The 14,596-nt window shown below is 47.3% G+C and carries 13 protein-coding genes; 5 read left to right on the top strand and 8 right to left on the bottom strand.

Features of this window, described 5'->3' with window-relative positions:
* Nucleotides 1-165: 165 nt before the first annotated feature.
* The 7 genes from uvrD to lptM form a co-directional block, all read right to left on the bottom strand.
* Nucleotides 166-2,334: a DNA helicase II gene (gene uvrD / locus ACTHY5_RS07580; protein WP_441878335.1), complete on the bottom strand. Its 2,169-nt coding sequence runs from the start codon at nucleotides 2,332-2,334 to the stop codon at nucleotides 166-168.
* 34 nt (nucleotides 2,335-2,368) lie between these two features.
* Entirely contained in the window at nucleotides 2,369-3,076 is a 708-nt protein-coding gene (locus ACTHY5_RS07575) for an HAD-IA family hydrolase (RefSeq protein WP_441878333.1), read from the bottom strand.
* A gap of 117 nt (nucleotides 3,077-3,193) precedes the next feature.
* Nucleotides 3,194-4,120, bottom strand: coding sequence for a tyrosine recombinase XerC (gene xerC, locus ACTHY5_RS07570; protein WP_441878331.1), 927 nt, complete (start codon nucleotides 4,118-4,120; stop codon nucleotides 3,194-3,196).
* Nucleotides 4,113-4,814 carry a DUF484 family protein gene (locus ACTHY5_RS07565; RefSeq protein WP_441878329.1) on the bottom strand — a complete coding sequence of 234 codons (702 nt, stop codon included), beginning with the start codon at nucleotides 4,812-4,814 and terminating at the stop codon, nucleotides 4,113-4,115. Before ACTHY5_RS07565 ends, xerC begins: the two co-directional genes overlap by 8 nt.
* Nucleotides 4,811-5,638, bottom strand: coding sequence for a diaminopimelate epimerase (gene dapF / locus ACTHY5_RS07560; protein WP_441878327.1), 828 nt, complete (start codon nucleotides 5,636-5,638; stop codon nucleotides 4,811-4,813). The genes ACTHY5_RS07565 and dapF overlap by 4 nt, the downstream gene beginning before the upstream one ends.
* Before the next feature lie 10 nt (nucleotides 5,639-5,648).
* A complete protein-coding gene (lysA, locus tag ACTHY5_RS07555) occupies nucleotides 5,649-6,905 on the bottom strand; it encodes a diaminopimelate decarboxylase (RefSeq protein WP_441878325.1) in 1,257 nt (418 codons plus the stop codon).
* Nucleotides 6,906-6,916: 11 nt separating this feature from the next.
* Nucleotides 6,917-7,039, bottom strand: a complete 123-nt coding sequence (lptM, locus tag ACTHY5_RS07550) for an LPS translocon maturation chaperone LptM (protein ID WP_441878323.1) — start codon at nucleotides 7,037-7,039, stop codon at nucleotides 6,917-6,919.
* A gap of 72 nt (nucleotides 7,040-7,111) precedes the next feature.
* Between lptM and cyaY the strand changes: the two genes are divergently transcribed.
* The gene (gene cyaY / locus ACTHY5_RS07545) at nucleotides 7,112-7,423 is read left to right on the top strand and encodes an iron donor protein CyaY (RefSeq protein WP_441878321.1); all 312 of its coding nucleotides are present in this window, start codon (nucleotides 7,112-7,114) and stop codon (nucleotides 7,421-7,423) included.
* A 128-nt stretch (nucleotides 7,424-7,551) separates the two neighbouring features.
* Here cyaY and ACTHY5_RS07540 read toward each other — a convergent pair whose 3' ends face one another.
* Complete coding sequence (locus tag ACTHY5_RS07540; RefSeq protein ID WP_441878319.1) at nucleotides 7,552-10,056, bottom strand: class I adenylate cyclase; 2,505 nt, start codon at nucleotides 10,054-10,056, stop codon at nucleotides 7,552-7,554.
* Between the two features lie 194 nt (nucleotides 10,057-10,250).
* Between ACTHY5_RS07540 and hemC the strand changes: the two genes are divergently transcribed.
* Genes hemC through ACTHY5_RS07520 form a run of 4 tightly spaced genes read left to right on the top strand, consistent with a single transcriptional unit; the run spans nucleotide 10,251 to nucleotide 14,364 of the window.
* Nucleotides 10,251-11,180 (top strand): hydroxymethylbilane synthase, encoded by a 930-nt coding sequence (gene hemC / locus ACTHY5_RS07535; protein ID WP_441878317.1) that lies wholly within the window; start codon nucleotides 10,251-10,253, stop codon nucleotides 11,178-11,180.
* The gene (locus tag ACTHY5_RS07530; RefSeq protein ID WP_441878315.1) at nucleotides 11,177-11,932 is read left to right on the top strand and encodes a uroporphyrinogen-III synthase; all 756 of its coding nucleotides are present in this window, start codon (nucleotides 11,177-11,179) and stop codon (nucleotides 11,930-11,932) included. Before hemC ends, ACTHY5_RS07530 begins: the two co-directional genes overlap by 4 nt.
* Entirely contained in the window at nucleotides 11,922-13,118 is a 1,197-nt protein-coding gene (locus tag ACTHY5_RS07525) for a uroporphyrinogen-III C-methyltransferase (RefSeq protein ID WP_441878313.1), read from the top strand. The genes ACTHY5_RS07530 and ACTHY5_RS07525 overlap by 11 nt, the downstream gene beginning before the upstream one ends.
* A gap of 10 nt (nucleotides 13,119-13,128) precedes the next feature.
* Nucleotides 13,129-14,364, top strand: coding sequence for a heme biosynthesis HemY N-terminal domain-containing protein (locus ACTHY5_RS07520; RefSeq protein ID WP_441878311.1), 1,236 nt, complete (start codon nucleotides 13,129-13,131; stop codon nucleotides 14,362-14,364).
* The last annotated feature ends 232 nt before the right edge of the window (nucleotides 14,365-14,596 follow it).

The following is a 14,596-nucleotide window of genomic DNA, read 5'->3' as shown; positions in this document are numbered from 1 at the left end:
CAGTGTATTTCCTCTATATCAACTTATTTTATATTATGCTTGATTGATAAAAAAAACATGCCACGCACTAGTCAATTTAAGCGATATATAAAATAAAAAAGCACCGAGTTTCAGGATCGATGCTTTTCTTATCTGACCGCTTAACGCTGACGGCTTACCGCTTTTTTATAAAGCTTCTAACCGCGCATAAGCAGTCACTAGCCACTTGCTGCCACTGCCTTCAAAGTTGACTTGTACGCGGCTGTGGTTGCCCGCGCCTTCGTAGTTTAATACCACACCTTCGCCGAATTTAGGGTGTGATACTCGCTGGCCTAGCTTAAAGCCCGTTTCATTAAAGGTGTCTTGCACGCGATCTTGGCTAAAGCGGCCATTGGGCATAGCACGCGTCACTGTGGCTTTCAGGCGCACTTCATCTAAGCAGTCATTGGGCAGCTCTTTGATAAAGCGACTGGGGCGGTGAAACATCTCTTTGCCGTATAAACGTCGTGTTTCGGCATGGCTAATATAGAGCTTGCTCATGGCCCGGGTAATACCGACATAGGCTAAGCGGCGCTCTTCTTCTAGGCGCTGACTTTCTTCGGCAGATTGTTGGCTAGGGAACATGCCCTCTTCAACGCCCACCATAAATACCAGCGGAAACTCCAAGCCTTTAGCCGAGTGTAGGGTCATCAGTTGCACCGCATCGGTAAATTTATCCGCCTGCCCCTCGCCCGCTTCTAGGGCGGCATGAGATAAAAATGCCGACAGCAACGACATATCGTCATCTTCTGCTGGGGTGAATTGACGAGTGGCACTGACTAGCTCTTCTAAGTTTTCTACCCGTGCTTGCGCTTTTTCGCCACGTTCAGCTTGATACATGGCTTTTAACCCCGAAGTTTCAATCACCCTGTCGGTTTGCACATGCAAGGGCAGTTCTCGGGTGTCATCTTCTAGTTGATTAATGAGCGCTAAAAAGCGACTCACGGCCGAAGCAGCACGGCCTGCTAGTATTTTTTCTTCCACTAGTCGCCACGCCGCTTGCCACAAGGTCAGCTCGCGCTCTTTGGCGGCGTCGCGTATTAAGCCAAGAGTTCGCTCACCAATCCCGCGGGTGGGCGTATTCACCACTCGCTCAAAAGCGGCTTCGTCATCGCGGTTATTCATCAGGCGTAAATACGCCAGTGCATCTTTAATTTCTTGGCGTTCAAAGAAACGTAAACCGCCATAAATGCGATACGGCAATTGCGCCTGAATCAGCGACTCTTCTAGCACTCGCGACTGAGCGTTATTACGATACAAAATGGCGGCTTCGCTTAAGGCATTGCCTTGGGTGTGCCATTGTTTAATGCGCTCAACAACAAAGCGGGACTCATCAACTTCGTTAAAGGCGGCATATACAGAGATCGGCTCACCGGCCTCATCTTGGGTCCACAGCTCTTTACCCATGCGCTCGGCATTGTTGGCAATTAAGGTATTCGCCGCCTTTAGAATAGTGCTGGTAGAGCGATAGTTTTGCTCTAGGCGAATAGTTTCTGCGCCAGGAAAGTCTTGTAAAAAGCGGGCAATATTTTCAACTTTAGCGCCGCGCCAGCCATAAATGGATTGATCGTCATCACCCACTATCATCACTCTGGCCTGAGTGCCGGCCAGCATGTGTAACCACGCATATTGGATGCTGTTAGTATCTTGAAACTCATCCACCAATATATGACGAAAGCGGTCTTGATAATGGGCCAATATATGCGGTTTATAGAGCCACAATTCGTGGGCGCGCAACAGCAGTTCGGCAAAATCGACAAGACCTGCACGGTCGCAGGTGTCTTGATACACCTGATAAATACGCTGATAGGTTTGCTGCACAGGATCATGCAATATTTGAATATCTTTGGGTCGCAAGCCTTCGTCTTTACGGGCATTAATAAAACCCAAAGCTTGGCGCACCGGCCACTGTTTTTCATCCAGGTTCATGCCTTTTAAAACACGGCGCAGTAAGCGTTTTTGGTCGTCAGAATCCAGTATTTGAAAGTCTTGAGGCAATTTGGCATCTAAATGATGGGCGCGTAATAAACGGTGAGCTAAGCCGTGAAAGGTACCCAGCCATAAACCAAATAAACGGCCACCCAGTAACTCTTCTACACGGCCTCGCATTTCTGATGAGGCTTTATTGGTAAATGTCACCGCCAAAATAGCCGAGGCGGGTACTTGCTCTACTTGCATTAACCAGGCGATACGATGCACCAACACTCGGGTTTTACCACTGCCGGCACCGGCCAGCACCAACATATTTTGTGCAGGCGCGGCCACCGCTTCCCGTTGCTCGTCGTTCATGCCGTCAAGCAGGCTGGATACATCCATTACAACTCCTGAGTATATTTACAGTATTAAGTGATTATAGCAGCTCTAGCATTTGCTCCAACCGTGTCAGCTCTACCTGAGGTAAACACTGTAAATCGGCGGTGTTACGACCTTGGTCATTGAGCCAAATGGCTTGGCAGCCAGCATGTAGGGCACCGGCCACATCGGTATTAATATGATCGCCAATGTGCAGTATGTCAGATAATTGCACACCGCTTTGTTGGGCCAGTTTATCAAACATATCTGGTGCCGGTTTCATGCGCCCATCAACACCCGCACGCAACACTACATCAAAATATGGCGCCAAGGCGGTGTTCTCTATAGGCAAATTACCGTTAGTGATCACCGCTAATTGATACCGCTGGCCAAGCTCACTGAGCACTTGATGGCTCGCCGCAGGCACGGTAATTTTGCCACGCTCGGTTAAAAAGCCTTGATAAAACTCTGCGGCCATTTCGGCGGCACGCGTATCGGTAGCACCCTGCTGGCGTAAGCCTTGGGTTAAAATACGCAGTCGCAATGCGCTCACATCATGGCTTAACTCTGGCTCACTCGATAAAATTTGTCGCTTAATCACCGCAAGGTTATCGGCACTGAGCAAGGTAGATTCTGGCCTATGTTGTTTTAATGCCTGTAATAACCAAGTCTCTGCCGCCGCTATTACAGGTACGTTATCGTATAAAGTGTCATCTAAGTCGAAGCTGATCACCTTCACCGGCGTCAGTCGTTTATAAAAACGCATAAAATTCCTTATAAATAACGCCTTACGTTTAACGCCGTACGCCATAAGTTAAAAACGCTGTGTTTTCTGTAACGTAAGGCATAAGGCGCAGAACGTACAGCTGCCCGCAGGGCCGAGCTAGTCTTTGTCGCGTTTGGCTCTGGGGTGTGCGCTATCGTAGGCATTAGCGAGATGTTGAAAATCTAGATGGGTATAAATTTGGGTCGTGGCTAAGTCGGCATGGCCTAATAGCTCTTGCACCGCCCGTAGGTCACCGCTGGACTCTAACATATGGGTGGCAAAGGAGTGGCGCAGCTTATGGGGATGAATATGACTGGGTAACGATTGTTTGCCGCCCCACTCGGCCAGGCGCAGTTGTACGCTCCGGTGGCTAATACGCCGTTGGCGCTGACTCACAAACAAGGCAAACTCTTCAGCCCCCGCCAAGGCCGGTCGAACGGCCAGCCATTTATCTAGCCACTCTAGCGCCATACGTCCTACGGGTAAAACACGTTCTTTATTACCTTTACCTATCACTCGCACTTGGCGTTCATCAAACTGAATATCACCCATATTCAAATCTACCAACTCTGCTAAGCGTAACCCCGATGAATACATTAACTCCATCATGGCCCGATCACGCACCGCGAGTGGATCTGACTCATCAATATTCATTAGTTGGTGTAATTCGTCGACGTCGAGGTTTTTTGGTAACGGACGACCCTGCTTAGGCGCGCTCACGCCACGAGCCGGATTGGCTGGTAATTGGCCTTGTAAGATCAACCAATCACAAAAGCTGCGCAAGGCACTGAGCTTAGTGGCAATAGAACGCGGCGATAGGCCATTTTTATGCATGCGCGTTGCTATGCCTCGCACATGATTAATGGTCAGTGCCGACCACGCCGTCAGCGAGAGCTCATTGAGTTGCTCGGCCATATCGTTCAGGTTACGACCATAGGCACTGCGGGTATTCACGCTTAATTGCCGCTCTACCCGCAGGTACTCCAAAAAGCGCTCAATAACGCCTTTTAACTCGTCTGTTGCTCCCCCCTCGGCTTTAGTCACCCCTGTGCTCCTTGGCAACCAGTTTAGGCACTAGTTGTGCGAGCACATCGGCTAACTGATTGATAAGCAAGGTGTCCATACCGGTTCCGTAATGACCACCTTCGGTGCTACCAAAAGCTAACAAGCCCATTTCACCCTGATCGCCCAAGCGAATTAAGGCACAGGAGTTCACTAATGAGTCTTGAAATAAACGCCGTTTTTCTTCTTTACCCAGCCGACCCAAATAGACCATTTGGCTGCTCATGCGTTCTTGATATAAACGCGCTAACGGCTCACTGGCGATGTTATCAGCCGCTGTAAAAGTGCGGGCGTCTAATATCAGACGTACAGCAGACACCCGTAACTTCTCTTGTAGGGTATAACGAATACAGGCTTCAAGACTGGCGACACTGGTGCATTTAAATAACTGCGGTATCAAGTCCATATAGACTCGAAAAATACGCTCGTTATCACCTGCCACCGTCATTAGCTCTGTAATTTCATCTTCTAGCTCATAAATACGTCGCCGCTGTTGCTCTAACTTAGCTTCCACCAAGGAGATACTGCCGCGCTGCGCATGAGGGAGCTGTAATTGATTTAATAATCGGCCTTGGCGCTCAAAGAAATGCGGCTCATCTTGTAAGTACTCAACAACAGCTGCATCGTCTAATACCAAGGGGGCAGCTGTACACGTATCGGTTGCGTATTCGGTCATAAGTTAATTTGTCCGTCATAAACATGCTCTACCGGGCCTGTCATATACACAGGCTTATCTGGCCCTTGCCAAGCAATCGTTAGCTCACCATGAGGGAAATTCACACTCACTCTAGAAGCAAGCTTGCCCCAAGTCATGCCCATGATGGCCGCGGCGCAGGCGCCAGTGCCATGGGACAGGGTTTCCCCCGTTCCTCGCCCATAGACTCTTAGCTTGATTTCTCGTGCGTTGATAATTTGCATAAAGCTCACATTAACACCAGCAGGAAACCGCTCATGCCCTGCTAATTCAGGGCCTAGGCTGGTGACTAAGTGAGTATTAATATCATTAACTTCTAACACACAATGCGGGTTACCCAGCGACACCACGCCACATAATACCGTTTGTAAGGCAGAGGGAATTAAGTAGGTTTTTTCTGTTTTTTGTGCTTTAAAGGGAATTTTTCCGGGATCAAATTCAGGCACCCCCATATTCACTGTCACCTGATTATTTTTTTCAAGTTGCAGTATGATGCTGCCCTTTTGCGTGCTGACACTGATCCGATCTTTATGAATCAAGCCTTTTAAACGTACAAAACGGGCCACACAACGTGCTCCGTTGCCACATTGTGCTGACTCGCTGCCGTCGGCGTTAAAAATACGGTAGTGAAAGTCGAGATCCGGATCATAGGGGGGCTCAACCAACAATAATTGATCAAAACCAATACCAAAATGACGATCGGCTAACTGCCGAATCACCTCGGGATTAAAAAACACCTTTTGGGTGACGGCATCCACAACCACAAAGTCATTGCCAAGCCCCTGCATTTTGGAAAATTGGATCACAAAGCTCCCCTCAGGATGCTGGTAATAAGCTTTCGTTATGCCATAAGTCAGCTAACACTTCACGCTCACGCACCACAAAGTCGTGTTCACCGTCCACCATTACTTCAGCTGCACGTGGGCGACTATTATAGTTAGACGCCATTACAAAACCATACGCACCAGCTGAACGCACAGCTAATAGGTCACCTTCGGTAATGGCCAGCTCGCGATCTTTACCGATAAAGTCACCAGTTTCACAAATGGGCCCTACCACATCATACATGGCTGCTTGACGCTCTAGTGTGCGGTCGACTGGAATAATCGCCTGCCAAGCGCTGTATAACGCTGGGCGAATAAGATCATTCATGGCGGCATCAACAATGGCAAAGCTTTTTTCCTCGTCGGGCTTTAAATGCTCTACGCGAGTCAATAACACACCGGCATTAGCAGCGATGGCACGCCCAGGTTCAAACAACAGCGTCAGCTGGCGATCCGCTAATTTGGCCTTAATCTGTGCTACATAATCTTTGGGCTCAGGTGGTGTCTCTTGATCGTAACGCACCCCTAAGCCGCCGCCCACATCCAAGTGTTTGATGTGAATGCCATCGGCGGCCAGCGCATCGATCAACAGCAGTAACTTATCGACGGCTTCCAAAAACGGAGCCACTTCCGTGAGCTGGGAACCAATATGGCAATCCAGACCGTGAATAGCTAAGTTCTGCATTTTTGCCGCTTGGCCATAAATCGCTTGGGCTTGCTCGATGGGAATACCAAACTTATTTTCTTTGAGGCCAGTCGAAATATAAGGATGAGTGCCGGCATCTATATCAGGGTTAACTCGGATGGAGATGGGGGCTACTTTCCCCAAACGGCCGGCAACATCGTTGATACGCGCTAATTCGGCAATAGATTCAACGTTAAAGCAAAAGATGTTTTGTTCTAGCGCAAACTCAATCTCATCAACACGCTTACCCACACCAGAGAACACCACTTTGCTGGCATCACCGCCAGCAGCTAGCACACGGCATAGCTCACCTTTAGAGACGATATCGAACCCAGAACCTAAGCGGGCTAGCACGTTAAGCACAGCTAAGTTAGAGTTGGCTTTAACCGCGTAACAAATGAGATGGTCGATATCTGCGCAGGCGCTATCAAAGGCATGCCAGTGACGCTCTAAAGTCGCGCGTGAATAAACATAAAGTGGGGTACCGTGTTGCTCGGCTAAGCGGGTTAAATCGCAGGCTTCACCATAAAGGCGGCCATCTTCCTGATAATTAAAATAATCCAAGGTGTTTTCCTTTACGACTGCTCTGTTTGGGGTTGCTGCTGTTCAGGCTCTGGTAAGGTTAACGGCCCTTTAAGACCGCATGCCAACAAGCCTAGGCATAATGCAACCAGTGCGGTTAATTTAAATATGTTCATAGGATGACTGTGAATATGTGTCTAGGCTCTTATAATCTCATTCACATTCTCAAAAGCAATAGGAAGCAGACAATGAACGATAGCGAATTCCATGCCTTGGCGGATGCCATTTACCAGCATATAGAAGAAAGTATCGATGATAGCGGTGTTGATATCGACTGCGAGACCCTAGGTGGCGTTATGACGCTGACCTTTGAAAACAATATAAAGTTTGTGATTAATCGCCAAGAGCCGCTACACCAAATTTGGTTAGCCACCCGAGAAAATGGCCACCACTTTGCACTACAAGGTGATCAATGGATTGATAATCGCCAAGGCCACGAGCTACTTAGCTGGTTAAGCTTACAGGCAGAGCGCCAAGGCGAAACTCCGCTAGCACTGTAGACAGTTGCACTTAAAGAGACACCAGCAACAAAACGCACAGCAAAATGAACATCTGCGCCAACACTAAGCTGAAACCGACAAAGGTCGATACTGGCATTTAGCTCGGCGCTACTTTTTCTTTGGTGAACTTATAGTTCCTCAAAGGGGTAAGCTTCGCTTCGGCCTTCTTTGCAGCTTTTATAAGGCAACACACTTTGCTGGCCTTCTTTACTTACAATTTCATAATACTGTGGCAGGTTAAAGTGGGCAAAACGACTTTGCCCTACTACCTGTTGGTTTGAGGTGTAAAAACGGTTAATGCTTTGCACTAACTCGTCTTTGCTACCTGAAATTTGACGATAAACTTCTACTCGGTTCGCTTCATCTAAAATATATAAATTATAATCACCACCACAATCTTCAAAAAAGAACTGCATTAAACCTTCACTCGCATACACATCAACAATTTCTGGCACCGGCTTACCCATTTGCTGGTTAAGACGCAAAGTTTGATGAGTAGGAGATGATGCACATGGCTGACCACTGACAGCACGTTTTTGTACACTCACTCCGCGCCGCTCAAAGAAGATGCTGTGCTCTTCGCTGCCTAATAGTAACGTTTTTACACTGCTGTCTTGCTCTCGTGTGAGACGTAGGCTAATACATTCTTTTAATAATAATTCGAAGCGAGTACGGATGAGGCTGCGAAAATTCAGGCTGTAACAAAAAACCTGTAGACTTTCTGGTGGCGTGGCACCTTGATGCATTTTTCCTAGAATAGTCGTTAGTGCATCAATAACAGCCATGGGGCCAGAGAAGTGTAAAGAACGAATTTCATCCCAAGAGTTTCGATACAAAATATCTACCGAACCCACTAAGTTTTCTAGCTGTTGACCAAAACTAAAAGGGTCGCTGGTTTTGGCATTAAACTCGATAAAGCGACGCTGCCACTCTGTGGTGGGATCTTGCTCTAAGTTAAGAAACACACCTAATTGACGAACCTCACAAGGGCGACTCAAGGCGATATTGCTGGGGGCGGGGGCGCGCACCGGAAAATGCTGCGATAAATCACGCCCAAATTCTTGTAAGTGTTGTAGATTAACGTCGGTATCTTGATTAAATAAGTGTAATTGGGTGTGTTGTGTTAAGAGACCATTAAAGTGTATCCAGGCCACCAACTTACTTACATAACCACTGTACTCTAATGGCTTATGTCCCATTAATTCAGTAGGGGTTAGCCCTTGTTTATATAAATACCAACCGGCTTTATGCTGCCGCCCTTGGGGCACTTGCACTAAACTAATGTTCGGTTCAGCTAAATCAGGGGCAATTTTGAGGTTAATCAGTTGCACTTTACCCGGCAGGTTTTCAAAGGCGGCATAAAGCTTACGCGATAAAATACCAATATCTTCGGGGTTAATAGATTCGCTGATGTTATTACGTTGAGCAAATTGAATCAGGTTACGGTAACTGTGCATTAGCGCTTCTAGTAACTCAACATATACCTGCTTAACTTGCTCCACTTTCCAGTGTGCCCGATTATTCAGCAAAGCCACTTCTTCACTTGACCAGCCCCATGCAGATACCAGTTGATTAATTTGCTCAACACGCCACATATTAGGCCCTTGCTGCGCTTGAAAAAACGCTAAATCTTCAGACACTTTTACATAAAAGCAGCGACGTACTAATTTGAGGCGCTTTTCATCACCAATAGATTTAAGGTAGCCGGTAACCTTTTCTAGCATCAGCATATAATGATCTTGGCGTTCATCTAGCCGATCGGCGGATTGAAAGTGCGCTTTTAAATGACGACAGAGTAACTGCGTATCAGGGTATTCATGGGAATAGGCTTCCATTAATACCGTTTTAAGGACCGCTTTGTAGGGCGAGTCGATACTTTTATATAACTGCCATAACGCCGACCCAAAGTATTCTTCTGCCGGTATACGGTCAAAACCTCCTAGATCTAACCACTCATCATGATTAAGCGTGCCATTAGCAAACTGCTCAGCGATAAAATGATCATAATCGGGTCCAAGCTTACTGGGCGCAAACATCCATACCAGCCGTTTACCCGCAATACATAACTGACTACGATAAAACTCATCCAGTAATAATAAATGCTGAGCGCTACCACAACTTTCGCCTTGAACAGACTGCTGGTTATGAGTGCGAAACTTATTATCGGGTATCAGAAATAAGTTCAGTTCAACTTGACGTTGCTCTGCCCATTGAGAAATAAGTAAACACTTTTGCTGCAGCCAATCTACACGCTCAAAGGCTAGGGTGTGCGAGTAACACACCCATACATCTAAGTCTGACTGTCGGCTTTGACCAATAGAAGACGTGCTGCCCATCGAATATAGGCCAAATATTTCATTATGGTGGGGAGCTAAATCTTGATGACTATCAGCGGCTTGACAGAGCTCGTTAATAAACTCTTGCTGGCGTTCATTAGGGAAGAAGTGACATACGCCCACAGGGACATCACCTGGCACATAGCCCGGTAATAAAGGATGGTTATAATGCAGCAATACCGGCAGTAATTGAAATACTTGCTGGCCATAACGGCTCATTACCTCAAGCGCATGAGCTTGTTTTTGCTGATTAAATCGATCACATTGCTTTATAAGCTGGTGAAAATTCGCGTGCAAGGGTACAGGCCTTTGGTGGACCAACACAGACCAACGTGGGTCAAAGTGTGATCATGGTAGCAATTTGCCACTGTTTGAACAATATATGTCGCAGTTTGCCTCCACATGATAATCGCAAACTGACTTTCTCCCCTGTAATGCCTGCACAGGGATGATAATATCATTCTATTATGGACATAAGAGAAGAGTTTAAAATGGCAAATCGCACCATCCGCATCGCTACCCGTAAAAGTATGCTGGCCCTGTGGCAGGCTCAAGATGTTAAAGCGCGGCTTGAACAGCTGCATCCCCATATTACCGTTGAGCTGGTGCCGATGACCACAAAAGGGGATGTGTTATTAGATACCCCTCTCGCCAAAATTGGCGGTAAAGGATTATTTATTAAAGAACTAGAGCAAGCCATGCTGGAAGGGAGAGCAGATATTGCAGTGCACTCTATGAAAGATGTGCCGGTGGAGTTTCCTGAAGGGTTAGGCTTAACGGTTATCTGTGAGCGTGACGACCCACGTGATGCTTTTGTATCCAATCATTACACTCATTTAGAGCAGTTACCTGCAGGCGCTGTCGTCGGCACCGCCAGCCTACGCCGCGAGTGCCAAGTTCGTGCTCGTTACCCTCATTTAGAAGTAAAAATGTTGCGTGGTAACGTACAAACTCGCTTGCGTAAGCTTGATGAGGGGCAATATGACGCCATTATTTTAGCCACTGCTGGCCTAAAGCGCTTAGAACTACAAGAGCGAATTGCCGGTTTAATGAGCCCAGAAGACAGCTTACCGGCTAACGGCCAAGGGGCGGTAGGCATTGAATGCCGCTTAGATGACGCAGAGCTGTTGGAGTTGCTCGCACCACTGGATCATCATGACACACGCTTACGGGTAGAAGCCGAGCGCGCCATGAACCAAGGCTTGCAAGGTGGCTGCCAAGTACCTATTGGCTCTTATGCCGAATTACAGGGTGACCAAATCTGGCTGCGCGGTTTAGTCGGGCGCCCCGACGGCACACAAGTGCTGTATGAAGAGGTCACAGGCCCTGCCACCCAAGGCAAAGCATTAGGTAGCGAAATGGCTAAACGATTATTAGCACGTGGAGCAGATAAAATTTTAGCAGAGGTATATCAAGCATGATACCGCTGGTGGTTCGCCCAGAGCCTCAGGCAACCAGCTTGAGTCAGGCCTTATATGCGGCTGGCCACCAGCCAGTCTCTACCCCATTGCTTAGCTTTATTGAAGGAAGAGAATTAAAGCAACTTCCTCAATTACTAGGACAGTTATCGGAACAAGATTATGTGATAGCGGTCAGCGTACATGCGGTCGATTTTACCGATAATGCGCTACAGCAGCATCAGTTAACTTGGCCCTCTGCACACTACATTGCAGTAGGTGAAGCCACGGGTAATGCCTTTACCAAGGTGGGCGTTACGGGAGCAGCAGTGCCTGATGATCCTAGATCTGAAGGCATTATTGCCCTCCCAGGTTTAGAACAGCTAACCGGGCGTCGTGTAGTTATTTTACGCGGCGATGGTGGCCGTCACATGATAGCGCCCACCTTGACCGATAGAGGGGCACATGTCGATTATTGTGAAGTGTATCGCCGTCAATATAGCCCAGACCCCAATGACAGCTTCGTTAAAAGCTGGCAGAGTAAGCAAGTGGACAGTATTATTATCACCAGTGGAGGTTTGTTGAACCACATTGTTCAACTGCCAACCAACGACCATGCAAAGGACTGGCTGCTAAGCCGTGTATTGATTGTTCCCAGCATCCGCGTAGTGCTAGAAGCCAAGGCGCTGGGGTTCACTCAGATCATAAATGCAGAAGGTGCATCCAATCAGGCCCTGATTGCCGCTCTGGATGAGAGGACACGCAATGACAGATAAAAATGATAAGCATCAAGAGCATAAAAAAACATCTCCCGATAATAGCGATCAACAAGGTGCAACGGGCTCAGCGTCTGAACAGACAACGCCTAAGCAGCAAAGCGCGACGTCAAAAGCAACTGAGCCAGAGGTAAATAAATCTCCCGCCTCACATGCCACGGCTGACACTTCATCACCTAAAAAACCGGCAGAGAAGTCATCAGGTAAGGTGTTAGCGATTGTTGCCATTATTATCGCTATTATATTAGCTGCTGTACTCTACTGGCATGGCCATAATCAATCACTGGAGCAAGCGCAAAAAATTAAGCAGCTTCAGCAGCAGATGACTCAGCAACAACAACAGCTGCAAGCCTCTCAACAAGCTGCAGAAAGTAAGCAGACAAAGCAGTTAGCTCATGTAGCCAGTCAACAAGACAGTCTCAATGAGCAAATTGAAGGCGTCTCACGCAAAGTACTCGATCTTGATAGCAAACGCCCTAATGACTGGATGCTGGCTGAAGCTGAGTTTTTAGTCCGCATGGCCGGTCGCAAACTCTGGTTAGAACAAGATGCTGTGGCCGCAGCCATGATGTTAGCCAATGCCGATGAGCGCTTAGCGGCAATGAACGATCCAAGCTTAGCAACTGTTCGCCGTGCCTTAGCCAGCGATATTGCCAGCATTAAGTCGGTTGAAAAGGTCGATCGCGAAGGGTTTGTCATTAAGCTTAATAGTATGATTGAACAAGTTGATAAGCTCACCCTAGACGGTGTCATTATGACCCGCGCCGAAGAGCCAGATTTTACTATCTCTGAGTCGGTCAGCGATTGGAAAGATAACCTTAAGAAAAGCTGGGCCAGCTTCAGTGATGATTTTGTAACGGTACGTCGCCGAGATAGCAACGTAGAAGCCTTACTATCACCACAGCAACACTGGTATTTAAGTGAAAACCTTAAAGGTAAGTTGTTACAAGCTCAGTTGGCAGTCTATCGTGAGCAGCAAGAAATTTATAACAGCTCCTTAGCCCAGTCAGCTCAGTGGCTACAAGACTACTTTGCAGATAACAGTGCACGCCAAGTGATGCTTGAACAACTCGACTTGCTAGGCGGTAAGCAAATTAAGGTGGATTACCCTGAGCAACTCACTGCGCAAGGTAGTTTGAAGCAACTGCTAGATGACAGGCTGCAACGCCTACTAACCGGCCAGTAAGGGGAAGTCTATGATCCGTCTTGCGATTATCATCGTCATCCTGGCCGCTGGCCTTGTAATAGGTCCAGATGTTACCGGTCAGCAGGGCTATATGTTATTAGCCATTGGTAATTACACCATTGAAACCACCGCTACGCTGTTTTTAATTGGCATAGTACTATTTTATGTAGCACTGCTATTTATTGAGTGGCTGTTAGGGCGTATTTTTGGTGTTGGTCATAAAACCCGCCACTGGTTTGTTGGTCGCCGTCGCCGAAAGGCGCTTCATTACACCCAAAGCGGCATGCAAGCTTTAGTGGCCGAAGATTACGCAGTTGCCGAAAAAATGCTGCTAAAAGGCACCAAAGGCAATGATTTAGCCTTGCTTAACTATCTTAATGCCGCCACCGCCGCTCAGGCGTTAGGCCATAACACCAAACGCGATAACTATTTACGTTTGGCTCAAGAGCAAAACCCTGATGCCGGTTTAGCCGTTGGCCTTACGCAAACTCGCCTGCAATACCAACAAGGGGAATTAGAGTTAGCCTTGGCTGGCGTGCAACAGTTAAGTCAAGAGTATGGCAGCCACCCAGCTTTGCTAAAGTTACAAAAAGATATCTACCTTGCTACTGGGCAATGGCAACTGCTGATGACAACACTAGATAAATTAGCCAGCCAAAGCTTAATTGATAGCGCGGAGCAAGAAGCACTTAAACAACAAGCTTATGTGGGTTGGTTTAACAATACCGCCAGCAGTAGTGGTAGTGCTGGTTTAATTGCATTGTGGCAAGGCTTATCGCGCAAGGATAAATATCAAGTCGATATTTTGGTGCCGTTATGTGAGCGTTTAATTGCATTAAATGCAGATAAAGACGCATTGCAGTTGTTATTGGACGGCTTAAATAAAAAAACCGATGCACGCTTGTTAACTTGCATGGCTCAGTTACAGCTAGCGGATTACCATCCGCTGTTAACTACGCTAGAAAAGAAAGTAAATAAAGAGCCATCGGCCGAGCTGCATTCCGCTTTGGGTCAACTCTACCTAAAAGACGATAAATCCGAACAGGCGGAGCAACACTTACAACAAGCGGTTACCCTGCAAGCCTCTGCCAAAGATTACATGTTACTGGCTAAGCTTGCTGAGCAGCGCCAAGATGCTAAACAGGCGAATGAATATTATCGCCATAGCTTGGGATTAACGACCGCAGTCGCACTGGTTAAGCCCGAGTCAGCACCTGAAACAGAGCAGAAAGTAATTGCTGGCTAAATTGACCACTATAAAAACCAAAGAGGAGCCTTGCGGCTCCTTTTTTATTTAGAGTGAAAAAGATAAAGATTTCCTCACAACAAAGGCGTTTGGCTTTAACCTTTTGTAGGCTTTTTATCTTAGGTAATACCAATCACACTAAATATTCGCTCTATTTAAATGCGGTATAAAAAGGAAACAGAGTCAGCTCCTTTGAGGCACTAAGCTGTCAGCTAGCCCTAATCACAGGCGA

The organism is Oceanisphaera sp. (genome assembly GCF_052084945.1).
Taxonomy (GTDB): domain Bacteria; phylum Pseudomonadota; class Gammaproteobacteria; order Enterobacterales; family Aeromonadaceae; genus Oceanimonas.
Note: the sequence above shows the minus strand (reverse complement) of the source record. Positions and strands in the feature narration are given on the sequence as shown.